Here is a 26,217-nt window from a genome sequence, read left to right on the forward strand (position 1 = left end):
AGGCCGCGCGGCGCGGACCGGCTCACCGCTCGTCGCCGTCCGCGTCGCGCTCCTCGCCTTCGGCCTGCGAGGGATGCCCCTCCAGATGCGGATCGCGATGCCCGCCGGCCTCATCGGGATCCTCTCCCTCGGCCTGGCTCGGATGCCCGTCGGCGTTGTCCGAGTCGGCCGGCCGGGAACCGGATGTCCCGTCACCGGACGCCCCGTCACCGGACGCCCCGTCATCGGGTGCCGACGACCACCGCAGCACGGCGAGCGGCGCCTCGGGCGCGTCGTCGGGACGGGGCTCGCCCTCGTCGGGCTCGTCCTCGATGAACAGCACATCCGCGTCGGTGAGCACCGCCGCGCGCACGAGCCCCTCCGCCGCGGCGACCGGAGTGCCGGGGCCGGCGTCGTAGGAGTCGGCGGGCGTCGCCGCCACCCACGGGGTCTCCGGCAGCGCGAGCAGCGAGGTCTCGGCATCCGTCATGCGCTCGTCCAGCAGCAGCGTCTCGACCTGCGCCTGCTGCAGTGCGGCGACGACCGCGCCCGTGCCGGATGCGCCGAGCTCGCCGTCGCGTTCGGCGGCGCGATCGCGGACGGAGGCGACGCGCTGATCGTGCGCGGCCGCGACGGTCTCGTCGATCGCCGCGGTCAGCGCGCCGTCATCCGCACCGGCAGCCCTGGTGATGACGTCCACCTCCACCACGAGCTCCAGCGTGTCCGCGCCGATCGCCTCGAGCAGCAGGCCGCGCGCGTGCGCGTCGCCGGTGACGAAGATGTGCTCCGGCCCGCGCGTGCGCGCGATCTCGTCCACGATCTCGCCGATCTCGGTCTGGTTGCGCAGCCACACCTCCTCGACGCTGCGCTGATAGCGCGCCTGCGACCAGCCGCCGGGATTGGCCTTGGTGATCGGATGCTCGTCGCCCTCCACCTGCTCGACGTGCTCCGGCTCCGACCGGCCGAGGCGCTCGAGGGTGATCTCGGCGCCGTCCTTTCCGGTCGCCACGACCAGGATCAGGGGGTTGCCGGCGCGATGCCGCAGCAGCGGGACGATCGCGGGGAAGCCGCCGTGCGTGACGCGCTCGGGTCCGCGACGCGGGGCGGCGAACGCCTCGTCGGCCACCACCAGGCCGCCGCGCACGAGCAGCCAGCGCGCCGACGGGGCGGGCACGCCGGTGTCCTCGGAGAGTGCGGCGATCACGGCATCCGCGTCCTCCTCCGGCACTCCCGCCTGCTGCATCCGGTCGCGCAGCGACCGCATTCTGCTCTCCACGGCGGGCGGCGGGTCGCCCTGCGGGCCATCGGCGTACACGGTCGTCCAGGCGTCGGGACGACTGAGTGCTTCGTGCAGGTCCAATCCGCTCAGTTCAAGCGAGTTCATCGTCGTCACCGGCCTCGTCCTCGGGGTCCTCGCGCTCGAAAGCCTGCTGCACCTCCGGCGCATCGGTGTCATCGGGAAGGGGCTCGGTCTCCCGGAACGGCTCGGCGTGCGGGGCGCCATGGCCCTGCACCATCCCCCGGGACTCCTGCTCGAGCTGATCGTCGAGGTTCGGCCCGTGCGTCGTGCTGCCGCGCTGTGCGTCGCTCATCGTCTCCTCCTTCATCGGTGTCCGACCGACGCTAGGAGGCGGGCCGGGGAACGCACACCGGGTTGACATCCCGGCGTCGGCCGCTTCACCGCGAGGACGCGCCCGGCGACAGCAGCTCGATCAGCTGCGGTTCGACCCGGCGCTTCGGATCCACCACGATCCCGTCGTCGTACAGATCCAGCACACGCGGGTCGACGTAACCGGAGCGTGCCACGGCGGGCGTGTTGCCCAGGATCGACGCCGTATTCCTGATGGCGGCCGACACGGCCCGGCGGCGTGCATTCGCCGCATCGCGCGGGCCGATCCGCGCCAGCTCCACCGCCGCCGAGATCGTGCCGTGCAGGGTGCGGAAGTCCTTCGCGGTGAAGTCGCCGCCGGTGCGGTCGCGGACGTCGTCGTTGATGTCGGCGGGGCGCAGCGGATGCCAGGCGCCATCGTCCTGCCAGCTCAGCAGCAGGGAGCGCCCGCCGCGGCGCTTGAGGCCGGCGATCAGATCGGCGAGGTCGGGGTCGTCGATCCGCGACTGCCATGGCTGACCGCTCTTGCCGGGGAACGCGAGCTCGACGGTGCGCCCTTCGCGGACATGCGCGTGCGAGCCCCGCAGCGTGGCCAGGCCGATGCTGCCGTGCTCCCGGGCGTACTGCTCCGAGCCGACGCGCAGCAGGGCGCTGTCCAGCATCCGGAACGCGCCGGCGAGCACCCGCGGCCGCCCGAAGCCGTCCTGGCGGAGGTCGCGGGTCACGCCGCCGCGCACGCCCGGCATCACGGCGGCCAGCTGCAGCATCCGATCGAACTTCTCCCTGGCCATCCGCTCGTGCCAGGCGGGGTGGTAGATGTACTGGCGGCGGCCCGCGTCATCGAGGCCGGTGGCGAGAATGTGCCCGTTCTCGTGCGGGCTGAGCCAGACGTCGCGCCACGCCGGGGGAACGGCCAGCGAGCGCAGCCGCTCGATGAGCTCGGGATCGTCGATGCGCACGCCGTCCGGCATCCGGTACTCGAAGCCGCGACCGCGGCGGACCCGGGTCAGGCCCGGCCCGTGCGGGTCGCTGCGTCGGAGACGGGTCATCCCCTACGGATTACCGTGCCGCTCCCGCGCGACGCAACCCCCTCCCTGCGACGGTCTCGGGATGGTTATCCTGCCGGATCCGCCGCGCGTGCGGCGGGCGCAGGAAGGGAGGATTCCGATGGCACTCGGAGACGTCGAGACGCTCTCGAAGAACGGACAGTGGGTGAACCGCGTGGAGGGGGAGGACGAGCTCTCCCAGGGGTACGCCTCGAAGGAGGAGGCCGTGGAGGAGGGGCGCCGGCTCGCCCTGGCGGCCGGAACCGTGCACACGGTCGACGACGCGCCGCCCACCGGCGTGATCACTGACCAGCAGGATGCCGGCGAGCAGGATGCCGACGGCGACACCATTCAGGTGGAGGATCTTCCCTGATCCGCCGAAACGATTCGATATGATGGCAGCGGCACCGTGACCGATCACGGTGCCGTTCCTGTTCCCCGCCCCTCCGGCCTCACCCCCCTCCCCTCATGGCCACCACTCTCATCACCGGACGCCCCTGGCGCGTCATCCTCGCCTTCTCCGTGCCGCTGCTCGTCGGCAACGTCGTTCAGCAGCTGTACCAGTTCGTCGACGCCGTCGTCGTCGGGCGGCACCTCGGAGTGAACTCGCTCGCCTCGGTCGGCGCGACGGGCAGCCTGATCTTTCTCGTGATCGGCTTCGCCTGGGGTCTGTCCAGCGGCTTCGCGATCCCGACGGCGCAGGCGTTCGGCGCGTCGAACGGGCGCGGCGTGCGCCGCTCGGTCGCCACCGGTACGCTGCTCACAGCGGCCACCAGCCTGATCCTCACCGTGGTGGGTCCGCTGATCGCCGAGCCGTTCCTGCAGCTGCTGCAGACCCCGCCCGAGCTGCTGGCCGAGGCCACCGCATTCACGCAGGTGACCTTCATCGGCGGCAGCACGATCATGTTCTTCAACTACCTGGCCGCGATCATCCGCGCGATCGGCGACTCGACCACGCCGCTGGTGTTCCTCACGATCTCCTGCGCGCTGAACGTCGGGCTGGTCATCCTCATGGTCGGCACGCTGGAGTGGGGAGTCGCCGGAGCCGCCTGGGCCACGGTGGTGGCGCAGGCCGTCTCGGTGCTGCTGTGCCTGCTGTACGTGTGGCGGCGCGTGCCCGTCCTGCACGTGCAGCGCGCCGACTGGAAGGTGGCGCGCGCCGACATCGTCGAGCACCTGCGGCTGGGCCTGCCGATGGGCTTCCAGGCGTCGATCATCGCGATCGGCGCGCTGATCGTGCAGGTCGCGCTGAACACGCTGGGGGCGGATGCCGTGGCCGCCTACACCGCGGCATCCCGGGTGGACAGCCTGGCCAGCGCGCTGCTGGCCTCGCTGGGCCTGGCCGCGTCGATGTACGCCGCGCAGAACCTGGGCGCCCGCCGGCCGGATCGAGTGCGCCGCGGCACGATCCAGGCGCTGTGGATGGCGGTGATCGCCGCGCTGGTGCTCGGCGCAATCATGATCACACTCGGTGTGCCGGTGGTGCGGCTGTTCGTCGGCGAAGGCGCCGACGAGGTGGTCGCCAAGGCGCACCTGATGCTGATCATCAACGGCTGCACGTACGTGCTGCTGGGCGTGCTGTTCGTGCTCCGCGGCGTGCTGCAGGGGATCGGGCGCGTGCTCGTCCCCACGGTCACGGGCGTGATCGAGCTGGTCGCGCGCGTGGTCGCCGCGCTCGCGCTGGGCGCGGTGCTGGATTTCGCGGGAGTGGCGATGAGCAACCCGCTGGCGTGGATCGGCGCGGTCGCTCTGCTCGCCCCCGCCTACGTGAGCGCGCACCGCGCGCTGGCGCGGATGCCGGTGGCGCCCGCCGAGACGACGCTGACGACGCCGATCCCGGTGATCGGCCCGACGGACGGGTCGATGGTGGTGGATGCCGTGTTCACCGCGCCCGTGCCCGTGGTGCCACCGCGGCTGACCCGGCTGCGGCTGCCGCGGCGACGCCCGCGGGCATGATCCGATTCGCGGGCCCGACGCGGTTCGCGGTCCTGTCCTGACGCTCGCGCGCCGGCGAACGGGGTGTTCACCGATCGTTCTCGGGGATGACCCTGAATCGTCCTTCCGGTGGATGCCGGCGTCGGATCAACCCGCGTAACCTTGGAGAAGAAGATGCGCGGGGGCGCATCACCGACGGGGGGTCGTCATCATGTCCATGCTCGCTTTCACGCAGTCGCTGACAGCGTTCTTCGTGCCGGTCGGGGTCGCCGGCGCGGTCATCGCGCTCGCCTGCGCACTGGTCGCCGCTTTCGCGATCGCACGCGGCGCGGCCGGGCTCGCCGGCGGAGCGATCGGGGTGTGGATCGTGGGCGCGATGCTCAGCCTCGCGGCATCCTTCGCCGACCTGTGGCTGCCGCTGCTCGTCGCCGTGGGTGCCCTCGGCGCCGCCGTCGTGGGGGGAGCACTGCTGCGGGTGCTGATCGGCGGCCTGCGCGCATCGCGTCGGCTCGATCGCGGTCAGCCGTCGGGCGCTCGGGACGCCGGTGCTCACGAAGCCGGTGTCCACGCGACCGGTGTCCGCGAGCCGCGAACGAAGCCGACGCGCGTCGCACCGGCGCAGGTGCGTGCGTCCACGCCGGTGGCCGACGGCATCCACGCAGCCGCGTAGGGTCGGTCGCCGCGGTGATCACGCCGTCCAGCGTCACCCCGCCGCTCAGCTCGTCAGCGACTCGATGTCGATCACGAACCGGTAGCGCACGTCGGACGCCAGCACCCGCGCCCACGCCTCGTTGACCTGATCGGCCGAGGTGATCTCGACCTCGGGAGCGATGCCGTGCTCGGCGCAGAAGTCGAGCATCTCCTGGGTCTGGGCGATGCCACCGATGTTCGACCCCGCGAACGAGCGGCGCCCGCCGATCAGCGTTCCGGCTCGCACCGCCATCGGCTCAGCCGGCGCGCCGACGTTCACGAGCGTGCCGTTCAGCGCGAGCAGCTTCAGGTGCGCATCGATGTCGATCGCCGCCGACACCGAGTTGATGATGAGGTCGAACGAGTTCCGCAGCGTGCGGAACGTCTCGGGATCCTCCGTCGCGAAGTAGTGGTCCGCGCCGAGCTTCAGCGCATCATCCCTCTTCGACTGCGAGCGCGACAGCACGGTGACCTCGGCGCCCATGGCGTGCGCGATCTTCACGGCCATGTGGCCGAGCCCGCCGAGCCCGATCACGGCGACCTTCTTGCCGGGGCCCGCGTTCCAGTGCCGCAGCGGCGAGTACGTGGTGATGCCGGCGCACAGCAGCGGCGCAGCCTTCTCGTACGGGATCGCCTCGGGCACGCGCAGCACGAAGTCCTGGGTCACCACGATCGAGGTGGAGTAGCCGCCCTGAGTGATCGTGCCGTCGACATCCTTTGCCGCGTACGTGCCGACCGCGCCCTTCTCGCAGTGCTGCTCCTCGCCGGCGAGGCAGTTCGCGCACTCGCCGCAGGAGTTCACCAGGCATCCGACGCCCACGCGGTCGCCGACGGCGAACCTGGTGACATCGGAGCCGATCTCGGCGACCGTCCCGACGATCTCGTGGCCCACGGTCAGCGGGTACTGCTGGCTTCCCCAGTCGCCCTGCACGGTGTGGATGTCGGAGTGGCAGATGCCGGCCCAGCGGATGTCGATGCGCACATCGTCGGTGCCGACGTCGCGGCGCTCGATGGTGCCGGTGAAGAGCGGATCGGTGGCGGACGGCGCGACGATGGCGGGGATCACGGTAGGCATGAACGCCAGCGTATCGGGACGCCGGGGTGGTGGCGGCGCCCACGACCGGGCGCGGCGCGGGTCAGTCGTCCGGGTGCTCGCCGTACCCCCACCGCATCGACAGGGCGCCGGGGCCGAAGCTGCGCCGGATCGCATGCAGCGAGGTGGCGCCGTCGAGCGTGCGCGGCGTGACGACCTCGCCGGCCGGAGTCTCCTCGATCTCTTCGACCCAGTCCGGCACCGCGGCGGGATCGAACCGGGTCCACAGCAGCAGCTCCCGCGACTGCAGCGCGATCCCGTACCCGGTTCCGTCGTTGTCCGGGAAGTCGGGGGGATACTCCACAGCCCACTCGATGAGCGCCGACGCGGGCGCGGTGATCGGATGCTCCAGCTCGAACATGAACCCGTGCACCACACCACTGGGGTGCGAGTGCCGCGCGCCGACCCGGCCGCCGCCGATGGCCGTGAACTCCGGTGCCGGGATGGGCGTGCCCGGAGACATCTCGACATAGGGAGTTGCCGAGAGCACGCCCGAGGTCGCCTGTATCAGGATGCGCGACGTGCGGCGCAGCACCCGTCCGTCAGGCCCGACGTCGGTGACCACGTGGATCGTCTGCTCGCGCGTCGGATCGGGATAGACACCGCCCATAGCCACGAAGGTCTCGCGCACGCGCTGCTCCATCAGCTCCTCATCGAACGGAAACGCCGTCGCGCCGAGCGGACCGGTGCGCATCGTCGGGCCGAGCCGGTCGAGCAGTGCACCGCGGTCGAGATCGAGCAGCTCCTCGAGGTCGGCGATCGCCGCCAGGGACTGTGCGCCCTCGGGATGCCGCGCGCCGGAGCGCCAGTAGCTCAGGGTGGCCATCGACACCGGATTGCCGCGGGCGGCGAGACGCGCATGCAGGCGGGAGAGTGTGAGCCCTCGCATGCGGATCGCGGCGCTCAGCGCCTGCGCGAATGACATCACCGCCTGATCGTCAGAATTTTTCTCGATCGTCACAGATACCCCCTCGGTATGTGAACGCCCCACGCATAGATTGGCACATGGTTCGGCGGGCGGCACGGCTGGGGACGTGAAGCGCATCGGATCATAGAGGGACGTGCGGGCCGTCGGTCAGCATGCACACTCCGTCCTGATCGCCCAGCCCCTGTCGGCGAGCAGGTGGCCGGCGGCTTCTGGGGACGCCGCCGGCCGACACCCCTCTCCGCCGCGTCAGGTCACGTTCGGCGGGATGCTGTGACCGAGTGCGCGAGCCCGATCGTGAGCCAGAGACCGCCGAGCCAGACGAGCAGCAGCGTGAGGAGTGCTCCCGAGAGCAGGCCGCCGAGCAGCAGCACCAGGCCCGCCGCGCCCAGTGCCCAGCCTGCCCAGCGAATGCCGATCACCATCAGCACCGCGAGGATGATGATGCCACCTGCGATCAGCCAGCCCGCCGCGTCGATCCCGATGCTCGGCCCGCCGCCGTCGACGGCGCTGTAGTCGGCGTATCGGCGGGGCATTCGGCTCAACGGCAGGAAGTCACCGTGCAGCGCGAAGAGGCCGACGAAGGGGCCGATCGTCAGCACCGCGCCGAGGATGCGCCATGCGAGTCCGAAACCTCGGGCGCGCATGCCGTGCCATACGGTCAGAGCGGCGATCGTGAGCGCCACCGACGGCAGGAAGAGGCCGCCGAACTGAAGCCAGAGAATCGCGCTGACCATCAGCTGCAGCATGATCGAGATCAGGGTCAGCGCGGTGCGCGCGGCGCGGGAGACCACCAGGGGAATGGCGACGGCGAGAACCGGGGCCAGGGGCAGCAGCGCGAGCCACAGTCCCTCCATCTCGAACAGGGTCAGGTCGCCCCTGTCCGTTCGGAAGCTCGGCATGATGAACGCCGCCACCACGCCGATGACGACCGCCAGCGCCACGGCCGCGCCCTGCAGCACGCGCCAGGCGCGCTCGGCCCTCGCATCCGTCGCTCCGGCATCCGCTCCGAATTCCTCGACCGCGCGGTCGGCGATCTCTCGCGGGGCGCCGAGACCGCGGATGATCTCGTCGACCGGGCGGCCGGCGTCCTCGGCATCGGCGAAGTGCCCGCGCAGATCTTCCAGCACGGCGGTGCGGTGCTCGGCGTCGATGCCCCTCAGCATCCGCTCCACCGATCGCAGGTAGTCGTGCTTCGTCGTCATGATGTCCCCTCGATGATCGTGTCGACCTGTGCGCCCATCGCGCGCCAGACGGCGGCGAACGCGTCGAGCTGCTCGCGGCCGGCGGCCGTTATCGTGTAGTAGCGGCGCGGTCTCCCGCCGCCGATGGCCTCGGTGCGGGTGTCGACCAGGCCGCCCTCGCGCATGCGCGCGAGCAGCGGATACAGGCTGCCCTCGCCGGCGATCAGGCCGCGGCCCTGCAGATCGGATGCCAGCTCCAGACCGTACCGTTCGTTCGCGGCCAGCAGGCCGAGCACGCAGAACTCCAGCACCCCCTTGCGGAGGTTGGTGGCGATGCGCTCAGCACTCTCGGTCATGACGCCACACTAACCTTGCATCGCAAGTATTGCAATACAAGGTTTCAATCGGCCACGCCTCCGCCGACCGCGGATCCGCCGTCGGCAGATCCGCGCGACAGCATCCGCGCACGCGGCGCAGGCTGAGGTCATGACCGATGACAAGCCCATTCCCCAGTTCGGGCCCGATGCCAGACGCGCGCTCTTCCACGACCGGGTGCTCGTGCTCGACGGACCCCTCGACGACGACAACGGCACCCTGCTGATGACCCAGCTGCTCAGCCTGGCGGCCGAGGATCCGGCGGCGGACATCGCCCTGTGGATCCACTCGCCGGGCGGTTCCGTGCCGGCGATGCTCGGCATCCGCGACGTCATGCGCGCCATCCCCAACGACGTGGCGACGGTCGCGCTGGGCCTCGCCTGCAGCGCCGGGCAGTTCCTGCTCTCCGCGGGCGCCACGGGCAAGCGGCGGTCGCTCGCCCACGCCCGCATCCTGCTGCATCAGGGGTCGTCGGGCATCGGCGGGTCGGCCGTCGAGATCGAGGTGCAGGCCGATGACCTGCGCCACATGCGCGACACGGTGATCGGCCTGATCGCCGACGACACCGGCCAGCCGCGCGAGCGGGTGTTCGAGGACTCGCTGCACGACCACTGGTACACCGCCGACGAGGCGCTCGACTACGGCTTCATCGACGGCATCGTCACCTCGCTGTCCGACGTGTTCCCTCACCGGCGCACGCGGATCGGGCTCGGCGGCGAAGCAGCACCTGCAGAGAACAAGGAGGAGCCGAGATGAGCGGCTACACCATCCCGAACGTCGTCGCGCAGCATCCGCGTGGTGACCGCATCATGGACGTCTACTCGCACCTGCTGGCCGAGCGGATCGTCTACCTCGGCACCGAGGTGGATGCCGGAGTCGCCAACACGATCATCGCCCAGCTGCTGCACCTCGACGCAGACGCTCCCGACAGCGACGTGCAGCTGTCGATCAACTGCGCGGGCGGTGACCCGAGCGCCGCGCTGGCGATCTACGACACGATGCAGCACATCCGGCCCCGGGTGACGACGACCTGTGTCGGCCAGGCGATCGGCGTGGGTGCGCTGCTCGTCGCATCAGGAGCGCCCGGCATGCGCTCGGCGCTGCCGCACTCGCGGATCGTGCTGCACCAGCCCGCCGCCCAGACCCGCGGCGCCGTGCCCGATCTGATCCTCGCCGCCGACGAAGTGGTGCGGGTGCGGTCGGAGATGGAGCAGGTGCTCGCCCGCCACACCGGTCGCACGGTCGAGGCGCTGCGCGCCGACACCGACCGCGACCGGGTCTTCTCCGCGGACGCCGCCCGCGACTACGGGCTCATCGACCAGGTGCTCGCACCGCGGTGAGCCGAGCGCCCGGGTCGTGCAGGTGCTCCCCGGCGAGGATGGGGAGGTGGATGCCTCGCGCTCAGACCGCGAGCACTCAGGCCGCGAGCGCGAAGGCGCCGCCGCTGGCGGGCTGGGCGGTGGCGATCGGTGCGGCTGCCGGGGGCTGCAGCCCCGCCGCCACCGAGCTGGTGAGCTCGAGCAGCGATGTCTCGAGGGCGCCCGCCACCGCGGCGATCATCTCGCTGGAGGGCTCCTTGAGCCCGCGCTCCATCTCGGACAGGTACTGCGGAGAGACGCCGGCGGCATCCGCGGTCTCGCTGAGGGTGTCGCCGCGCTCATGGCGGCGGCGGCGCAGCTCGGTGCCGAGCAGCTCGCGCCAGAGCGGCTCGGGCTCGCGGTGGCGGGGGGACGAGGGGAACGGGAGGATCGAGGCCATGGCTCACGGTATGCACGGATGGCGCCGGGCATCCAGCTCTTCCGCCCAGAGCAGAACGCCGGAACAGAACGCCAGAGCAGAACGCCAGCGCAGAAAGCCCAGCGCAGAGACCCCGCCCCTACTGTCCGGTCCGGGTTCCTGGGCGCGCGACGTAGACTGGGAGGGTCGCCGATCCGAGGACTGTCATGCCCGCCGCCCCCCGCACTTTCACTGCGCGTCACGTGCAGCTGACGCGTGCCGCCCTCGCCGCCGTGGCAGCCGTGATGATCACGTTCTCTCCCGACCACTCGGCGTTCATCGGGCTGTCGGTGTTCGGCGGATTCGCGATCACGACGGGCCTGGTGCTGGTGCTGGCCGCGATCCTCGTGCACCCCGCCGGGCAGCGCTGGCCGGCGATCCTCATGGGCGCCGCGTCGCTCGTGCTCGGGATGGTGGGCAGCGTCCCCGGCATCCGCTCCGATGGACTCTTCTTCGCCGTCGTCATCGCCTGGGCTGCCGTCACCGGCCTGGTGGAGCTGATCGCCGGCGTCCGCACCCGCGGGACCGCGGGCGCCCGCGACGCGATCCTGATCGGCGGGCTCGGGCTGCTGCTGGCGCTGCTGCTGGCGCTCGTGCCGGCCGGCTTCGTGCAGGAGTCTGTCACGGCCGAGGGCGCGACCTCCACGCTGACCAGCATCATCATCGGGGTCGGGCTGTTCGGCGGCTACGCCGCCATCGTCGCGGTCTTCCTGGCCATCGCCGGGCTCACCCCGGCGGCGAAGACGACGACGGATGCCGGTGGGCGCGACGCCACGAGCAGCCTGGCCGACCACGGAGGACACGCATGACCGACCAGAAGCCGACCCGACGCGAGATCCTGCGTCCCCTGCACCTGCTGGGCATCGCCCTGGCGTGCGGCGTCTTCGCGATGCTCGTGACGATCTTCTCCACCGGCGGCTTCACCTCGCGGGTGCGGCGCGCCATCGCCAACGGCACCTACCACGACCTGCCGCCGGTCACCCTGGGGCTGGTCATCGGCGGGATCTCGTTCATCGTCACCCTGCTGCTGCTCGCGATGCTCATGCTGGCCGTGAACCCGTCCGATGTCACCAAGACGATCGACAAGCCGGTGCTGCTCGAGCCCAAGCAGAAGAGGTCGCGGGGCAGCGCGGATGCCGCGTCGGCGGATGCCGCAGGCGGGGAGCCCGAGCAGCCGGACGCAACACAGAGCTGACTCTCACCCCTCGGGGAACGCCGGCTGCACGAGCCGGTCGTCGCCCTCGCGCGGCTGTCCGCGGCCGTCGGTGTTGCTGGTCAGCAGCCACAGTCCGCCCTCCGGCCCCGCGGCGACATCGCGCACCCGGCCGTACTCCTCTGTGAACGCCGCCTCCCAGGGCTCCTCGTCCGGCCGTGACGGGTCGAAGGTCCACACCCGCTCTCCGCGCAGAGCCGCGATGAACAGGGTCCCGTCCACCATCGCGATGCCGCTGGGACTGGCATCCGCCGGCTTCCACACCGCCACCGGGTCGATGGCGTCCGCCGCGCCCGCCCTGCCCTCGTGGTCGGGCCAGCCGTAGTCGCCGCCGGGCTCGATCCTGTTCAGCTCGTCCCAGGTGTCCTGCCCGAACTCGCTGGCCCACAGCGTGCCCGACTCGTCCCACGCGAGTCCCTGCACATTGCGGTGGCCCAGCGAGTACACCCGGGTGCCGAACGGGTTGCCGGGGGCCGGGTCACCGGTCGGCGTGACCCGCAGGATCTTGCCGCCCAGGTAGTCCCGGTCCCGGGCGCGCTCGCGCTGCCCGGCATCCCCGGTTCCGATGTACAGCATCCCGTCCGGTCCGAAGGCGATGCGCCCGCCGTCGTGGTTCGCGGCGCGCGGGATGCCGGTGACCACGTCCTCGACGGCATCGGCGTCCAGCTCCAGCGCTCCGTGGTCACCGGTCAGCGGCATCCGCACCACCCGATTGTCGTCGCCGGTCGCGTGGTACGCGTACAACCAGCGGACGCCGTCGATCTCGCGCACCGCGAGGCCGTTCAGCCCCGCCTCGCCGCCCGACACCACGCCGGGCACCGTGCCGGCCGTGCGCAGCTCGCCGGATGCCGTGCGCTCGAGCACCGTGCCGTCGTCGCGCTGCGAGATCAGCGCTCCGCCGTCGTCGAGCACGACCACCGACCACGGCGACTGCAGGCCGCTCGCCAGTGTCACGGGCTCCTCCTGCAGCGTGGAGGCCGGTGAGGTGCAGCCGGTGAGCGCCACCGCGATGCCGGCCACCGCGATGCCGAGCACCGACACCGCGCGTCTCGAGCGCCCATTCATCCGCACGCCTCCTCCTCTGCGCCGCTGCACTCCAGCATCCCTCCCGTTCCCTCTGCGCACCACCCCGCACACCGCAGTCGACCGGAGAAGGGGAATACCCGGGAGCCGGGGGAGTTGGACCCTGTCATGGCCTCCTCCGTCGATCGCGCGTCCGTCGGACTGCGCTCGGAGCGGGGGCCGATCCTGGCGGCGCTGATGCTGGCCACCGGACTCATCGCGATCGACGCGACCATCCTCGCCACCGCGGTGCCCACCATCGTGCGCGACCTCGGCGGGTACACGCAGTTCCCGTGGCTGTTCTCGGTGTACCTGCTGGCGCAGGCGGTGAGCGTGCCGATCTACGCGAAGTTCTCCGACCTGATCGGCCGCAAGCCGGTGATCCTGCTGGGCATCGCGCTCTTCCTGCTCGGATCGGTGCTGTGCGGCTTCGCCGGCACCATGCTGTGGCTGATCGTGTTCCGCATCGTGCAGGGGCTGGGAGCGGGCGCGGTCGGGCCGATGGCGATGACCATCATCGGCGACATCTACACGGTGCGCGAGCGCGCGAAGGTGCAGGGGTACACCGCCAGCGTGTGGGCGATCGCGTCGGTCGTCGGGCCCGCGCTGGGCGGCGTCTTCGCCCAGCTGGATGCCTGGCGGTGGATCTTCTTCGTCAACGTGCCGCTGTGCGCGCTCGCCGCATGGATGCTGCTCAGCCGCTACCACGAGCAGAAGCAGACCCGCGCGCACCGGATCGACTACGCCGGCGCGGCCCTGCTCACGGCCGGACTGACCGGCGTCATCCTGGGGCTGCTCGAGGGCGACAGCGCGTGGCCGTGGCTGTCGGTGCCGAGCGCCATCTGCTTCGGTGGGGGCGCACTCGCCCTGGTGGCATTCGCTGTCGTGGAGCGCCGCGCGGCCGAGCCGATCATCGACCTCTCACTGATCGGACGGCGGCTGATCCTCAGCACCACGATCGTCTCGTTCGGGATCGGGGCCCTGCTGATCGGCGTCACGAGCTTCGCGCCCGCCTACCTGGAGGGCTCGCTGGGCATCGCGCCGCTGCTCTCCGGTCTCGCGGTCGCCGCGCTCACTTTGGGCTGGCCGATCGCCGCCGCGAACGTGGGGCACCTGTACCTGCGCATCGGGTTCCGGCGCACGGCGCTGATCGGGATGGGCACCACGACCGTCGCGGCGATCGCGCTGGCGGTCAGCGCGCCGTGGCCGAACGTGTTCGTGCTGGCAGGGATCGCGTTCGTGCTCGGTTTCGGGCTGGGCTGGTCGTCGGCACCCGTGCTGATCTCGGCACAGGCATCCGTCGACTGGAGCGAACGCGGCGTCGTGACCGGAATGAACACCTTCGCCCGGTCGGCCGGCAGCGCCGTGGGCGTCGCCGTGCTGGGCGCGATCTCGAACGCCGTGATCGCCCAGGGCACGGGCCCGCAGGATCCGGCGACGATCATCGCGGCATCCACCTGGGTGTTCGTCGGCGCCGCCGTCACGGCCGCGATCACGCTGGTCGCGGTGCTGTTCATGCCGCGCGACGCGCCCGCGGGCTGAGGCGGGGCGCTGCGGGGCTGGGGCTGGCTGCGCGTCGGGCTGCGCGTGCGCCGTGACGCCCCCGGATGGAAAACGTCGCTCCCGGAGGGCGTGGACCTGCGCTTTCCATCCGGCTCATGATGCGCGAGATGGAAAACGTCGCTCCGAAGGCCTTGCAACCAGCGGTTTTCATCTCGCGAAGCGGGGCGAGGCGGATGCCGCGCGGCGCCGCGCTCCGGGTCAGCGCGCGAGCTGCTCGGCGACGCCGGTGTACGTGGCCGGAGTCAGCGCGAGCAGGCGCTGCTTCGCGGCATCCCCGATCTCCAGCTTCTGCACGAACTCGGCCAGCTCGGCCGCGCCCACGCGGTGTCCGCGAGTGAGGTCCTTCAGCAGCGCGTACGGGTCGGTGATGCTCGAGCGCCCGGCGACGACCTCGGCGCGGATGACGGTCTGGATGGCCTCGGCCAGCACCTCCCAGTTGTGGTCCAGGTCGTCCAGCAGCACGTCGCGCGACAGCGAGATGGAGTCCAGCCCGCGGCGCAGGTTGTCCAGCGCCAGCAGCGAGTGCCCGAACGCGACGCCGATGTTGCGCTGCGTGGTGGAATCGGTCAGGTCGCGCTGCATCCGGCTGGTGACCAGCGTCTGCGACAGCGAGTTCAGCAGCGCGCCGGACAGCTCCAGGTTCGCCTCGGCGTTCTCGAACCGGATCGGATTGATCTTGTGCGGCATGGTCGACGACCCGGTCGCGCCCGCCACGGGGATCTGCGCGAAGTAGCCCAGCGAGATGTAGGTCCAGATGTCGGTGGCGAGGTTGTGCAGGATGCCGCCGGCGTGCCGCACGTGGTCGTACAGCTCCACCTGCCAGTCGTGCGACTCGATCTGGGTGGTGAGCGGGTTGAAGTCGATACCCAGGCCCTCGATGTACGCACGGGAGATCGCCGGCCAATCGGCGTCCGGGTCGGCGGCCAGGTGCGCCGACCAGGTGCCGGTCGCGCCGGAGAACTTCGCCAGGTACTCGGATGCCGCGATACGCCCGCGCACGCGCTCCAGGCGCCACGCGAAGACGGCCAGCTCCTTGCCCATGGTCGACGGGGTGGCCGGCTGGCCGTGAGTGCGGGACAGCATCGCGGCATCCGCATGCTCGACGGCCAGCTCGCGCAGCTTCGCGATCACGGCATCCAGCGCCGGCAGCCACACGCCCTCGACGGCGCGCTTGACCGTGAGCGCGTACGAGGCGGAGTTGATGTCCTCGCTGGTGCACGCGAAGTGCGTCAGCTCGGCGATGGCATCCAGCCCCAGCGTCGACAGCCGGTCGCGCACCAGGTACTCGACGGCCTTCACGTCGTGACGCGTGACCGCCTCCTTCTCGGCGAGCCAGTCGATCTCGGGCTGCCCGAAGTCGCGGTACAGCGCGCGCAGGCGCTGCTGATCGGCATCCGGCAGGGGGGAGGTGCCGAACAGCGAGCGGTCGGTGAGGGCGATCAGCCACTCCACCTCCACCTCGACGCGGGCACGGTTCAGTCCCGCCTCGGAGAGGAAGTCCGCGAGTCCGGCGACGGCGGTGCGATAGCGGCCGTCGAGGGGGCTGAGCGGCTGATCCGGAAGGGACGGGAGCGAAGGCTGGGAACTCAGGGGAGGTCCTCCTGATCGGGGCGCCGCAGCGCGCGGAGCGTCGTACGGGGGGCGCGCACAGCCGGCTCGAGCTGCGAGAAGAGGCCGCGCGTCGCGGTCTCAATCATAGCCAGCACCGAGTCGAACATCGGCGGGCCGGCGTAGTACGGATCGGGCACGTCCATGCTCGAGGCGTGCGGGTCGAAGGCCCGCAGCAGGGTGACCTTGCCCTTGTCGTCGTCGCTGCGCGCCCACGCCTTCAGGATGCGCTCGTGGGTGCGGTCCAGTGCGACGATCAGGTCGTTCTCGGCGAAGGATGCGGCGCTGAACTGCCTCGCCCGGTGCGCCGAGCCGTCGTAGCCGCGGCGGGTCAGGCAGTCCAGGGTGCGCTCGTCGGCGCGTTCGCCCAGGTGCCAGTCTCCGGTTCCGGCGCTGCGGGAGAGCACGCGGGATGCCAGCCCGCGCTGCACGGCGAGCGCGCGGAGCACCACCTCGGCCATCGGGGATCGGCAGATGTTGCCGGTGCAGACGAAGATGACGCGGAAGGGATCCGGGTCGGTCATTGCTCCATTCTGCCGGTTGCGACTTCCTTCCCCAATCGTCGGTTATGGGGAGTTGTCCACAATCAGTGGGATTCCGTACCGAGCGGATGCCGTGCTTCGCGCACGCTGGAGGCATGCAGACGATCACAGCGGCCGACGGGCTGGCAGGCGACGACCTCTGGGTGGTGTTCTCCGCCCTGCGACTTCTCGACGAAGCGGCCGATGCGGTGGGGGATGCCGCGGCGGAGGCGGAACGACTCGGGGCTGAGTCGAGCTGGGAGAACGATGGTGTGCGCGCGTTGCGGCGCAAGCTGTCGCAGTTGCATGTCGAACTGGGCGAGCAGCGAGGCGAGCTGATGGTCGTGCGGGACCGAGTGGCTCGGACGGCGTTCGCATGAGCTCGGGAGTGGAGATCACCTCGGGCGGTGCGATCAGCGTCGACTCGGAGGCGTTCCGGGCAGTCGGCCGGCAGGTGGAGAGGCTCTCGTGGGAGCTCGTGTGTGCGATCGATCTGATCCGGAGGGCCGAGCAGCTTCTGGGCCCGCTGCCGGGCCGGTCGCGGAGCGGGTGGGTGTTCGAGCTCTCGTCGATCGAGTTCTGTCTGGAGGGACTCGCGCGCCAGGCGGGCGAGAACGCAGCGAACACGCAGCTGATGGCTGATGTCTTCGAACTGGTCGAGCTGCGCACCGAGCAAGAGGTGCGCGGGGTAGGCGACCGGGGCGAGGCGATCACGGTTCAGGCGCGGATCGATGCGCTGATCGCATCCGATCCGCGGGTGGAGCCGATGGCCGCGCGACTGGTCGAGGAGTGGGAGAAGCAGAGATTCGAAGGCCTGACCGATCAGCCCTGGGACACCTGGCTCGCGGCCGGTGGCCTGGCTACGGCGATGCTCGTGCCGGCGTTCCTTCCCCTGCTGCATCTGACGCAGACACGGCCGGTCGGGAAGGTGATGGGCGAGTTGCGGGATCTGGCGGTGACCGCCGATCGGGGTGTGCTGCCGGTGGGCACCAAGCTCCAGGGCGTATCTCCCGCGGTGCAGGTGACGAAGGTGGCATCGGGTGCGACCACTCCGGTGGCGAGCCTGAAGGATTCGATCGCACGAGTGCCATATGAGCACCCGGGTGAAGTCAAGGGCCAGGTGGTCGTCGAGAAGTACACGATGCCGGACAGTTCGACGAGATACCTCGCGTACATCGACGGCACACGGGAGCTGATGCCGGGGACCGACGAACCGTTCGATGGGACATCCGACTGGCGGTTGTACATGGAGCGTCATGCTGCGGCATCCCACCAGGCCGTTCTGCAGGCGTTGAAGGAGGCCGGTGCGGACCCGGGTGACGCCGTCGATCTGGTCGGATATTCGCAGGGTGCGATGATCGCCTCGCACATCGCGATGGACAGTCCGTACGAGGTCGGGACCCTGATCGTCGCGGGCGATCCTGTGGATCCGGCGCTGCGCAGCGATCAGACCCTGGTCCGGTTGGAGAACGGCGCCGACCCGGTGAACGCCCTGGCCACAGGCGGCGCCGTGGGGGGCACCGGGGCGCCGGACAGCTTCACGGTGCACCGTGACAGCGCGATGGCCTCTCCGATCGACCCGCATCTGATTGACCCCTATATACAGACCGCACAGGAGACCGACGCGTCGAACGACGTGCGCGTGCGCGATTGGCGGGAGCGCTACTTCGGCGAACTCGGGAAGGCCGTCACCGTTGAGCGTATGGAGTTCAGCGCGAAGCGGCTGTGAGTGGCGTCAGCGGTGCTTCTTCTTCTGCGGGCGCAGGATGGCACCGAAGACGGCGTTGATGATGGAGATGACGATCGCCGCGACCACGCCCCACCAGAAGGAGTCCACGCTCAGACCCCAGCCGAAGCCGCTCGTGATCCAGGCGGTGAGCCAGAGCAGGAACCCATTCACGATGAAGGAGATCAACCCCAGCGTCAGGATGTAGAGCGGGAAGGCGACGATCTTGATGACCGTGCCGATGATCGAGTTGACCAGCGCGAAGATCGCGGCGACCGCGAGCAGGGTGAGCACCAGCTGCAGGGTCTCGCCCGGAGAGAACGGCCGCACGTCGATCCCGAGGATGGGGATGAGGGTGACCACCCAGATGGCGAAGGCGTTGATGACGACGCGGATGATGAATCGCATCTGTCGATGGTGCCACGGGAAGCTCCACTTTTGTCGGCGGCGGCGGATACGTCAGGAGAACGACGTTGGATATGGATGTGTATCGGATCGGCGAGGAGGGCTTCCCGGTGAAGGCCGACGAGTTCGGGCGTGACGTCAAGACCATCGGCAAGCATGTAGCGAATGCGGGGCGCGAGGAACTGGCTGGATCCGACGGGAAGACATGGCTGGAGCAGCTCGGATCGATCGTGAGGATCCTCGCTTCCTTAGACTGATCCCGTGACCGAGCCCATCCTGCCCCGCATCCGCCCCGAGATCGCCGCCCTGCCGCCGTACCGCCAGGGCAAGCAGGCGGGCGCGAACGCGTTCAAGCTCTCCAGCAACGAGAACCCGTTCGAGCCGCTGCCGTCGGTGCTCGAGGCGCTCACGAACACCGCCCCGATCAACCGCTACCCCGATGCGACGGCCAGCGCGCTGCGTGCCCGCCTGGGCGAGAAGTTCGGCGTCGAGGTCGACGCCGTGCACGTGGCATCCGGCTCCGTCGCGATCCTGCACCAGCTGGTGCTCGGCACCTCCACGGTCGGGGACGAGGTCGTCTACGCGTGGCGCTCCTTCGAGGCCTATCCGAGCCTTCCGCTGGTGGCCGGCGCCACCGGCATCCAGGTGCCGCTCGCGCCGGGCGGACGGCACGACCTGCAGGCGATGGCGGATGCCGTGACCGACCGCACCCGCGTGGTCATCGTGTGCACACCCAACAACCCGACCGGCCCGATCGTGACCAGAGCCGAGTTCGCCGCCTTCGTCGCGCGCGTGCCGCAGGACGTGCTCATCATCCTGGACGAGGCGTACGCAGAGTTCGTCACCGCCCCGGATGCCGTCGACGGGCTGGCCGAGCGCGTGTTCGAGAAGCATCCGAACGTGGTCGTGCTGCGCACCTTCTCCAAGGCGTTCGGGCTCGCCGGTCTTCGCGTCGGCTACGCGATCGGGCACCCGCACGTGCTGGATGCCGCCCGCACCACGGGCATCCCGCTGTCGGTGACCAGCGCCGCCGAGCGCGCGGCGATCGCCAGCCTGGATGCCGAGGACGAACTGCGCGAGCGCGTCGCGGTGATCGTCGAGCGCCGCACCCGGCTGGCTGAGGGGCTGCGCGCGCAGGGCTGGGAGGTGCCCGACACGCAGTCGAACTTCGTGTGGCTGCCCGCGGGCGACCGCACCGACGAGGTGGCCGCGGCGTTCGTGGCCGCGGACCTCATCGTCCGGCCGTTCTCCGGCGACGGCATCCGCATCTCGGTCGGCGAGGAGGAGTCGCTCGACGGAGTGCTCGCCGTCGCGGCGGAGCAGGTGCGCGCATGACCTACGACTTCGAGACCGTCGTCGACCGCACCGGCACGGGCGCCTCCAAATGGCAGCACATGTTCACCGCGAACCCGAACGTGCCCGCCGGCATCTCGCCGTTCTCGGTCGCCGACATCGACCTGAAGCTCGCGCCGGAGATCCTGGACGGACTGCGCGCGCACCTGGACGACGTGGTGCTCGGCTACACGCTCGCCACCGACGAGTACTGGGATGCGGTGACCGGCTGGTTCCGCGACCGGCACGGCTGGGCGGTCGACCGGGAGCAGATCGTGCTCGCGCCCGGCGTCGTGCCCGCGTTCAACACGGCCGTGCGGGCGGTGACCGCACCCGGCGACGGTGTGATCGTGCAGACCCCGGCGTACTACCCGTTCTTCGGCGCGATCGAGGGCAACGACCGCGTGGTCGTGCGCAACCCGCTCGTGCTGCAGGAGGGCCGCTGGCGCATCGACCTGGACGACCTCGCCGCGAAGGCCGCCGACCCGCGCACCACCGCGCTGCTGTTCTGCAGCCCGCACAACCCCACCGGCCGGGTGTGGGACCGCGACGAGCTCGAAGCCGTCTGGCGCATCGCCCGCGACAACGACCTCACCGTCATCAGCGACGAGATCCACTTCGACCTGCTGATGCCTGACGTCGCGCACACCGTCTTCTCGACGCTGAACGACGACGCCGCCGCGCGCACGATCGTGTGCACCGCGCCCAGCAAGACGTTCAACCTGGCCGGCATGGCCACCAGCAACATCGTCATCCCGGATGCCGCGCTGCGCGAGAAGTACACGGTCGAGCAGGGCCGCACGGGCTTCTTCACGCTGAACGCGCTCGGCTTCCAGGCGTGCCGGCTGGCGTACACGAAGGCCGGCGGCTGGCTGGACGGGCTGATCGAGCTGGTGCACGGCAATCACGAGCTGGTGCGGTCGTTCCTGGCCGAGCGGATGCCCGAGGTCGTCGTCCACGATCTGGAGGGCACCTACCTGCAGTGGATGGACTTCCGTGGGCTGGGACTGTCGCACCAGGAGCTCAAGCGCATCCACGAGCAGGAGGCGCTGGTGTTCTTCGACGAGGGAGCCATGTTCGGCCCCGAGGGCGAGGGCTTCGAGCGCATGAACCTGGCCGCCCCTCGCCACGCGATCGCCGCGGCGCTGGAGAGGCTCGCACAGGCGCACGGGCGCTGAGGCCTGGACGCGGATCGCGTCGTTCGCGGGTCCCGAGTGGCTGCCTTCCGTCGACGGAGCCCGTCGAACGGGACCCGCGAACAGCGCGCGGATGCTTGTAAGTCCAGGTCCCGGGCACATACTAGGGGCCCCGAACTATGCGTGACCAGGCATGCCGACGTGGGTAGCGTGGAGCCGTGACCTCGACCGAAACACCCCTCGTTCGCGTCCTGGAAGCGGATGGATCATTCGCTCCGTCGCCGGCATCCGAGCCCTACCTGCCGCTGATCGACGCCCTCACCGACGCCGAGCTCGAGCAGTTCTACCGCGACATGGTGATCATCCGCGCCATCGACGCCCAGGCCACCAACCTGCAGCGTCAGGGCCAGTTGGCGCTCTGGCCGCCGAGCCGCGGGCAGGAGGCGGCCCAGGTCGGCTCGGCCCACGCCGCGCGCCGGCAGGACACGATCTTCCCCTCCTACCGCGAGCACGTGGTCACCCGCATCCGTGGGGTCGATCCCATCGACATCATCAAGGTGATGCGCGGGCTCTCGCACGGCGGTTGGGACCCGTCCGACGCGCGCAACGGCAACACCCGCATCTACACGCTGGTGCTCGGCTCGCAGACCCTGCACGCCGCCGGCTTCGGCATGGGTCTCGCCTTCGACGGCAAGACCGGCAGCGGCGACCCGGAGCGCGACGAGGCTGTCGTGGTCTACTACGGCGACGGCGCCTCCAGCCAGGGCGACGTGCACGAGGCGATGGTCTTCGCGGCCAGCTACGACGCCCCGGTGCTGTTCTTCCTGCAGAACAATCACTGGGCGATCTCGGTGCCCGTCGAGACCCAGTCGAAGGTGCCGCTGGTCGGACGCGGCCCCGGCTACGGCATCCCCTCGGTCCGCGTCGACGGCAATGACGTGCTCGCCAGCTACGCGGTCTCCCGCGCGCTGCTCGACGAGTCGCGCGCCGGGCTCGGCCCGCGGGCGATCGAGGCGGTCACCTACCGGATGGGCGCGCACACCACCAGCGACGACCCCACCAAGTACCGCGGCTCCGACGAGGAGCAGCGATGGGCGCAGCGCGACCCGATCGCGCGCATGCGCGCGTTCCTGCTGGGGCGCGGCGCCGGCGAGGCGTTCTTCGAGAGCGTGGATTCCGAGGCGGCGGATGCCGCAGAGGACCTGCGTGCGCGCACCGTGGCACTCCCCGCACCCGGACGCGGTGCGATCTTCGACCACGTGTACAGCGAGCCGCATCCGCTGATCGACGAGCAGAGGGCGTGGCTGGAGCAGTACGAGGCGTCGTTCGCCACCGGCGGAGCGGCAGATGGAGCCGAGGGAGGCGCACTGTGAGCCTGGAGAACATGCCCTTCTCGAAGGCGCTGAACGCCGGGCTGCGCAAGGCACTGCAGGACGACCCGCGCGTGCTGCTGATGGGCGAGGACATCGGCAGGCTCGGCGGGGTGTTCCGCGTCACCGAGGGGCTGCAGGCGGAGTTCGGGGACCGGCGCGTGCTGGACACGCCGCTGGCGGAATCCGGCATCGTCGGCACCGCGATCGGCCTGGCCATGGCCGGCTTCCGGCCGGTGTGCGAGATCCAGTTCGACGGCTTCGTGTTCCCCGCCTTCGACCAGATCACCTCGCAGCTGGCGAAGATCACCAACCGCCACGAGGGCGGGCTGTCGATGCCGATCGTCATCCGCATCCCGTACGGCGGGCACATCGGCGCGGTGGAGCACCACCAGGAGAGTCCCGAGGCCTACTTCACGCACACTCCGGGCCTGCGGGTGGTGTCGCCGTCGACTCCGAACGACGCGTACTGGATGATCCAGGAGGCGATCCGCTCGAACGACCCGATCATCTTCATGGAGCCGAAGAGCCGGTACTGGCCCAAGGGCGAGGTCGAGCTCGAGGCATCCGCTCTTCCGCTGCACTCCTCGCGGATCGTGCGCCGCGGGTCCGACGTGACCCTCGTCGGTCACGGCGCGATGGTCACGACCCTGCTGCAGGCCGCCGCGCTCGCCGAGTCGGAGGGCACCAGCTGCGAGGTCGTCGACGTGCGCTCGCTCTCGCCGGTGGACTACGGCCCCATCCTCGACTCGGTGCGCTCCACCGGACGCATGGTCTACGCGCAGGAGGCGCCCGGCTTCACCAGCCTGGGCAGCGAGATCGCCGCGACCGTGCAGGAGCGCGCCTTCTACGCCCTCGAGGCCCCGGTGCTGCGCGTCTCGGGGTTCGACACGCCCTTCCCGCCCGCCAAGCTCGAGGGCGTGTACCTGCCGGATGCCGATCGCATCCTCGAAGCCGTCGACCGCTCGCTGGCCTACTGACCCATGTTCTGCCGCCATAACTCCGGAGATTCACACGGGATCTCGCGCTCCTGCCGCGATTCTGCCCCTGAGGCCACCAGATCTCCGGAGTTGTGGCGTTCGCGCAGTCGAAAGGACCCGCTATGACCACTCAGACCTTCACCCTCCCCGACGTCGGCGAGGGCCTCACCGAGGCCGAGATCGTCACCTGGAAGGTCGCGCCGGGTGACACGGTCGCGATCAACGACGTGATCTGCGAGATCGAGACCGCCAAGTCGCTCGTCGAGCTGCCCTCGCCGCACGCCGGCACGGTCGGCGAGATCCTCGTCGCGGAAGGGGTCACGGTGCAGGTCGGCGCGCCGATCATCACGTTCGTGACGGATGCTGCGGATGCCGCCGCTGCGACAGGCTCAGCGTCCCAGGGGGGCGCGGCTCCTGCGGCGGAGGAGGGCGGCGGGTCCGTGCTCGTCGGCTACGGCAGCGGCGGGGGCGCGACCTCACGGCGCAAGCGCCCGCCCCAGCGACAGGTGCGCTCCTCGGTCGGCGTGATCGCCAAGCCGCCGATCCGCAAGCTCGCCCGGGACCTGGGCGTGGAGCTCACCGAGGTGACGCCCACCGGTGCCGACGGCGAGGTCACCCGCGACGACGTCGTGAAGCACGCCGAGCAGGCCAGCGTGTTCCGCAACATCCAGACTCCCGAGTGGGGCGACGTGCGCGAGGAGACGCTTTCGGTTCCTGAGCCTGTCGAACGGCCGGTCGGTCTTGCTCGCGGCATCCTCCGACAGCCCCAGGAACCCGATGAGCGCACCGAGTCGATCCCGGTCAAGGGCGTGCGCAAGGCGACCAGCTCGGCCATGGTGCAGAGCGCCTACTCCGCGCCGCACGTGACGGTGTGGAAGGAGGTCGACGCGACCCGCACGATGGAGCTGGTCAAGCGGCTGAAGGCCTCGCCCGACTTCGCCGACATCCGCGTCTCGCCGCTGCTGATCATGGCTCGCGCCGTGATCTGGGCCGCCCGCCGCACCCCGATGGTGAACGCAGCCTGGGTCGACACCGACGACGGCGCCGAGATCGCGGTGCGCCACTACGTGAACCTGGGCATCGCGGCGGCCACCCCGCGCGGGCTGCTGGTGCCGAACATCAAGGACGCGCAGGACATGGGTATGCGCGAGCTCGCCCGCGCGCTGAACCGGCTCACGATCACCGCCCGTGAGGGGAAGACGAGCCCGGCCGACCAGCAGGGCGGCACCATCACCATCACGAACATCGGCGTGTTCGGCATGGACGCGGGCACCCCGATCATCAACCCGGGCGAGGCCGGGATCGTGGCCATGGGCACGATCGCGCAGAAGCCGTGGGTGGTCGACGGCGAGGTGCGCCCACGCTGGGTGACCACTGTGGCCGGATCGTTCGACCACCGCGTGCTCGACGGCGACGCCATGAGCCGCTTCGTCGCCGACGTCGCTTCGATCCTGGAGGAGCCCGCGCTGCTCGTCGACTGACGCCCCTGGGCGACGGACGCGCCTCATCCCGCCGCCGCACCACGCACCTTCGCGGGTCCCATATTGCGGCCTCATCGCGCGTGAGGCCGCGATTCAGGACCCGCGAGCAGGGTCGGGTCGCGAAACCCGGCAGCGCTCAAGTTGATAATGGTTCTCATTAGCGTTTAGCATGGGGATCATGCGAAAGATCTTGGCCGGTGCGGCCCTCACCCTGGCATCCGCTCTTGTTCTGACCGGATGCGCCACAAGCCCACAGGACGACGGTGCTGCGGACGACGGGCGCCTGCACGTCGTGGCGTCGACGAACGTGTACGGCTCACTGGTCGCCCAGGTCGGCGGCGACCGGGTCGAGGTCACCAGCCTGATCGACTCGCAGGCGCAGGACCCGCACTCCTACGAGGCGACCGCTCGCGACCGCCTGGCCGTGCAGAAGGCAGACCTGGTGGTCGAGAACGGGGGCGGCTACGACGCCTACATGACCGAGTTGCGGGAGGGGTCGGATGCCGCGGTCATCACCGCCGCGGAGTTCTCGCACGACTACCCCGGCGCGGATGCCGCCGAGCACGCCGAGGACGAGCACGCCGAGCACGATCACGAGGACGAGCACGCCGAGCACGATCACGACGGCCACTCGCACATCGAGGGCTTCAACGAGCACGTCTGGTTCGACGTGCACACGATCACGCACGTGGTGGAGCAGATCGCTGCCGACCTGACCGAGCTCGACCCCGACGGCAAGGCCGACTTCGCCGCCGCCGAGAAGAAGGTGAACGACGAGCTCACCGCGATCGAGTCCGACCTCGACGCTCTGCACGAGCAGCACGAGGGACAGCAGGTGTTCATCACCGAGCCGCTGCCCGGCCTGCTCGCCGCCGCCGCCGGTCTCGATGATGTCGCTCCCGACGGCTTCGCCTCGGCCGTCGAGGAGGGCGACGACGTCGCGCCGTCGACACTGCTCGACGCGCTCCGGGTCATCGACAGCGGTGACGTGCGCGCCGTGCTCACCACGGCGCAGACCGGCGGGTCGGAGACGACGCGGGTGACGGATGCCGCGAAGCAGGCCGGCATCCCGGTGGCGACCTTCTCGGAGCTGCTGGGCCCCGACCAGACGTATGCTCAGTGGATGCGCTCCGCGATCGACGACCTCACCACTGCGCTCGATCGATGACCCCAGAGCCCACGACCCCAGAGCCGACGAGCCCGGCGTC

General features: G+C 70.5%; 29 protein-coding genes. 17 read left to right on the forward strand and 12 right to left on the reverse strand.

What is annotated here, in order from left to right:
* Positions 1 to 22 precede the first annotated feature (22 nt).
* The 3 genes from Q9R19_RS09545 to Q9R19_RS09555 all read right to left on the reverse strand — a co-directional run bounded on the left by Q9R19_RS09545 (position 23) and on the right by Q9R19_RS09555 (position 2,637).
* Positions 23 to 1,363, reverse strand: coding sequence for a Vms1/Ankzf1 family peptidyl-tRNA hydrolase (locus tag Q9R19_RS09545; RefSeq protein ID WP_311256530.1), 1,341 nt, complete (start codon positions 1,361 to 1,363; stop codon positions 23 to 25).
* Positions 1,350 to 1,571 (reverse strand): hypothetical protein, encoded by a 222-nt coding sequence (locus Q9R19_RS09550; RefSeq protein WP_311256153.1) that lies wholly within the window; start codon positions 1,569 to 1,571, stop codon positions 1,350 to 1,352. Before Q9R19_RS09550 ends, Q9R19_RS09545 begins: the two co-directional genes overlap by 14 nt.
* A gap of 85 nt (positions 1,572 to 1,656) precedes the next feature.
* A complete protein-coding gene (locus Q9R19_RS09555) occupies positions 1,657 to 2,637 on the reverse strand; it encodes a DNA topoisomerase IB (protein WP_311256154.1) in 981 nt (326 codons plus the stop codon).
* Between the two features lie 118 nt (positions 2,638 to 2,755).
* Here Q9R19_RS09555 and Q9R19_RS09560 point away from each other — a divergent pair, with 118 nt between their 5' ends.
* From Q9R19_RS09560 to Q9R19_RS09570, 3 genes are all read left to right on the forward strand, one after another.
* Positions 2,756 to 3,007 carry a DUF2188 domain-containing protein gene (locus tag Q9R19_RS09560; protein WP_311256155.1) on the forward strand — a complete coding sequence of 84 codons (252 nt, stop codon included), beginning with the start codon at positions 2,756 to 2,758 and terminating at the stop codon, positions 3,005 to 3,007.
* A 95-nt stretch (positions 3,008 to 3,102) separates the two neighbouring features.
* Positions 3,103 to 4,590 (forward strand): MATE family efflux transporter, encoded by a 1,488-nt coding sequence (locus Q9R19_RS09565; RefSeq protein ID WP_311256156.1) that lies wholly within the window; start codon positions 3,103 to 3,105, stop codon positions 4,588 to 4,590.
* Positions 4,591 to 4,780: 190 nt separating this feature from the next.
* Positions 4,781 to 5,239: a hypothetical protein gene (locus tag Q9R19_RS09570; RefSeq protein ID WP_311256157.1), complete on the forward strand. Its 459-nt coding sequence runs from the start codon at positions 4,781 to 4,783 to the stop codon at positions 5,237 to 5,239.
* A gap of 45 nt (positions 5,240 to 5,284) precedes the next feature.
* On the opposite strand, the gene Q9R19_RS09575 is transcribed toward Q9R19_RS09570, so the two are convergent.
* The 4 genes from Q9R19_RS09575 to Q9R19_RS09590 form a co-directional block, all read right to left on the reverse strand.
* Positions 5,285 to 6,334 carry an NAD(P)-dependent alcohol dehydrogenase gene (locus Q9R19_RS09575; RefSeq protein ID WP_311256158.1) on the reverse strand — a complete coding sequence of 350 codons (1,050 nt, stop codon included), beginning with the start codon at positions 6,332 to 6,334 and terminating at the stop codon, positions 5,285 to 5,287.
* Between the two features lie 61 nt (positions 6,335 to 6,395).
* Positions 6,396 to 7,277 carry a hypothetical protein gene (locus Q9R19_RS09580; RefSeq protein WP_311256531.1) on the reverse strand — a complete coding sequence of 294 codons (882 nt, stop codon included), beginning with the start codon at positions 7,275 to 7,277 and terminating at the stop codon, positions 6,396 to 6,398.
* A gap of 254 nt (positions 7,278 to 7,531) precedes the next feature.
* A complete protein-coding gene (locus Q9R19_RS09585) occupies positions 7,532 to 8,482 on the reverse strand; it encodes an HAAS signaling domain-containing protein (protein ID WP_311256159.1) in 951 nt (316 codons plus the stop codon).
* Complete coding sequence (locus Q9R19_RS09590) at positions 8,479 to 8,817, reverse strand: PadR family transcriptional regulator (protein WP_311256160.1); 339 nt, start codon at positions 8,815 to 8,817, stop codon at positions 8,479 to 8,481. Before Q9R19_RS09590 ends, Q9R19_RS09585 begins: the two co-directional genes overlap by 4 nt.
* Before the next feature lie 130 nt (positions 8,818 to 8,947).
* On the opposite strand from Q9R19_RS09590, the gene Q9R19_RS09595 reads away from it, so the two are divergent.
* Together Q9R19_RS09595 and Q9R19_RS09600 are read left to right on the forward strand one after the other, a co-directional pair.
* The gene (locus Q9R19_RS09595; protein WP_311256161.1) at positions 8,948 to 9,592 is read left to right on the forward strand and encodes an ATP-dependent Clp protease proteolytic subunit; all 645 of its coding nucleotides are present in this window, start codon (positions 8,948 to 8,950) and stop codon (positions 9,590 to 9,592) included.
* On the forward strand, positions 9,589 to 10,176 hold the full coding sequence (locus tag Q9R19_RS09600) for an ATP-dependent Clp protease proteolytic subunit (RefSeq protein WP_311256162.1): 588 nt from the start codon (positions 9,589 to 9,591) through the stop codon (positions 10,174 to 10,176). The genes Q9R19_RS09595 and Q9R19_RS09600 overlap by 4 nt, the downstream gene beginning before the upstream one ends.
* Before the next feature lie 76 nt (positions 10,177 to 10,252).
* Here Q9R19_RS09600 and Q9R19_RS09605 read toward each other — a convergent pair whose 3' ends face one another.
* Entirely contained in the window at positions 10,253 to 10,594 is a 342-nt protein-coding gene (locus Q9R19_RS09605) for a helix-turn-helix transcriptional regulator (protein ID WP_311256163.1), read from the reverse strand.
* A gap of 185 nt (positions 10,595 to 10,779) precedes the next feature.
* Between Q9R19_RS09605 and Q9R19_RS09610 the strand changes: the two genes are divergently transcribed.
* Together Q9R19_RS09610 and Q9R19_RS09615 are read left to right on the forward strand one after the other, a co-directional pair.
* Positions 10,780 to 11,421, forward strand: a complete 642-nt coding sequence (locus Q9R19_RS09610) for an acyl-CoA synthetase (RefSeq protein ID WP_311256164.1) — start codon at positions 10,780 to 10,782, stop codon at positions 11,419 to 11,421.
* Positions 11,418 to 11,807: a hypothetical protein gene (locus Q9R19_RS09615; RefSeq protein WP_311256165.1), complete on the forward strand. Its 390-nt coding sequence runs from the start codon at positions 11,418 to 11,420 to the stop codon at positions 11,805 to 11,807. Before Q9R19_RS09610 ends, Q9R19_RS09615 begins: the two co-directional genes overlap by 4 nt.
* A gap of 3 nt (positions 11,808 to 11,810) precedes the next feature.
* On the opposite strand, the gene Q9R19_RS09620 is transcribed toward Q9R19_RS09615, so the two are convergent.
* The gene (locus tag Q9R19_RS09620) at positions 11,811 to 12,890 is read right to left on the reverse strand and encodes a PQQ-dependent sugar dehydrogenase (RefSeq protein ID WP_311256166.1); all 1,080 of its coding nucleotides are present in this window, start codon (positions 12,888 to 12,890) and stop codon (positions 11,811 to 11,813) included.
* A 126-nt stretch (positions 12,891 to 13,016) separates the two neighbouring features.
* Between Q9R19_RS09620 and Q9R19_RS09625 the strand changes: the two genes are divergently transcribed.
* Positions 13,017 to 14,429 carry an MFS transporter gene (locus tag Q9R19_RS09625; RefSeq protein WP_311256167.1) on the forward strand — a complete coding sequence of 471 codons (1,413 nt, stop codon included), beginning with the start codon at positions 13,017 to 13,019 and terminating at the stop codon, positions 14,427 to 14,429.
* Between the two features lie 219 nt (positions 14,430 to 14,648).
* Here the strand turns inward: Q9R19_RS09625 and purB are convergent, their stop codons facing one another.
* Together purB and Q9R19_RS09635 are read right to left on the reverse strand one after the other, a co-directional pair.
* Positions 14,649 to 16,040 carry an adenylosuccinate lyase gene (gene purB, locus Q9R19_RS09630; RefSeq protein WP_311256532.1) on the reverse strand — a complete coding sequence of 464 codons (1,392 nt, stop codon included), beginning with the start codon at positions 16,038 to 16,040 and terminating at the stop codon, positions 14,649 to 14,651.
* Positions 16,037 to 16,582, reverse strand: coding sequence for a low molecular weight protein-tyrosine-phosphatase (locus tag Q9R19_RS09635; RefSeq protein WP_311256168.1), 546 nt, complete (start codon positions 16,580 to 16,582; stop codon positions 16,037 to 16,039). The genes purB and Q9R19_RS09635 overlap by 4 nt, the downstream gene beginning before the upstream one ends.
* Before the next feature lie 113 nt (positions 16,583 to 16,695).
* On the opposite strand from Q9R19_RS09635, the gene Q9R19_RS09640 reads away from it, so the two are divergent.
* Positions 16,696 to 16,959, forward strand: a complete 264-nt coding sequence (locus Q9R19_RS09640) for a hypothetical protein (RefSeq protein WP_311256169.1) — start codon at positions 16,696 to 16,698, stop codon at positions 16,957 to 16,959.
* Positions 16,956 to 18,308 carry an alpha/beta hydrolase gene (locus tag Q9R19_RS09645; RefSeq protein ID WP_311256170.1) on the forward strand — a complete coding sequence of 451 codons (1,353 nt, stop codon included), beginning with the start codon at positions 16,956 to 16,958 and terminating at the stop codon, positions 18,306 to 18,308. The genes Q9R19_RS09640 and Q9R19_RS09645 overlap by 4 nt, the downstream gene beginning before the upstream one ends.
* A 6-nt stretch (positions 18,309 to 18,314) precedes the next feature.
* Here the strand turns inward: Q9R19_RS09645 and Q9R19_RS09650 are convergent, their stop codons facing one another.
* Positions 18,315 to 18,713 carry a phage holin family protein gene (locus tag Q9R19_RS09650; protein ID WP_311256171.1) on the reverse strand — a complete coding sequence of 133 codons (399 nt, stop codon included), beginning with the start codon at positions 18,711 to 18,713 and terminating at the stop codon, positions 18,315 to 18,317.
* A gap of 65 nt (positions 18,714 to 18,778) precedes the next feature.
* Here Q9R19_RS09650 and Q9R19_RS09655 point away from each other — a divergent pair, with 65 nt between their 5' ends.
* The 7 genes from Q9R19_RS09655 (at position 18,779) to Q9R19_RS09685 (ending at position 26,177) form a co-directional block, all read left to right on the forward strand.
* Complete coding sequence (locus Q9R19_RS09655) at positions 18,779 to 18,967, forward strand: hypothetical protein (RefSeq protein ID WP_311256172.1); 189 nt, start codon at positions 18,779 to 18,781, stop codon at positions 18,965 to 18,967.
* Between the two features lie 4 nt (positions 18,968 to 18,971).
* Positions 18,972 to 20,045 carry a histidinol-phosphate transaminase gene (locus Q9R19_RS09660; protein ID WP_311256173.1) on the forward strand — a complete coding sequence of 358 codons (1,074 nt, stop codon included), beginning with the start codon at positions 18,972 to 18,974 and terminating at the stop codon, positions 20,043 to 20,045.
* Complete coding sequence (locus tag Q9R19_RS09665) at positions 20,042 to 21,220, forward strand: MalY/PatB family protein (RefSeq protein WP_311256174.1); 1,179 nt, start codon at positions 20,042 to 20,044, stop codon at positions 21,218 to 21,220. Before Q9R19_RS09660 ends, Q9R19_RS09665 begins: the two co-directional genes overlap by 4 nt.
* A gap of 176 nt (positions 21,221 to 21,396) precedes the next feature.
* Entirely contained in the window at positions 21,397 to 22,551 is a 1,155-nt protein-coding gene (locus Q9R19_RS09670) for a thiamine pyrophosphate-dependent dehydrogenase E1 component subunit alpha (RefSeq protein WP_311256175.1), read from the forward strand.
* A gap of 11 nt (positions 22,552 to 22,562) precedes the next feature.
* Positions 22,563 to 23,528, forward strand: a complete 966-nt coding sequence (locus tag Q9R19_RS09675) for an alpha-ketoacid dehydrogenase subunit beta (protein ID WP_311256176.1) — start codon at positions 22,563 to 22,565, stop codon at positions 23,526 to 23,528.
* Between the two features lie 122 nt (positions 23,529 to 23,650).
* On the forward strand, positions 23,651 to 25,009 hold the full coding sequence (locus Q9R19_RS09680; RefSeq protein WP_311256177.1) for a dihydrolipoamide acetyltransferase family protein: 1,359 nt from the start codon (positions 23,651 to 23,653) through the stop codon (positions 25,007 to 25,009).
* Positions 25,010 to 25,187: 178 nt separating this feature from the next.
* The gene (locus Q9R19_RS09685) at positions 25,188 to 26,177 is read left to right on the forward strand and encodes a metal ABC transporter solute-binding protein, Zn/Mn family (protein WP_311256178.1); all 990 of its coding nucleotides are present in this window, start codon (positions 25,188 to 25,190) and stop codon (positions 26,175 to 26,177) included.
* The last annotated feature ends 40 nt before the right edge of the window (positions 26,178 to 26,217 follow it).

The organism is Microbacterium sp. ARD32 (genome assembly GCF_031844385.1).
Taxonomy (GTDB): Bacteria; Actinomycetota; Actinomycetes; order Actinomycetales; family Microbacteriaceae; genus Microbacterium.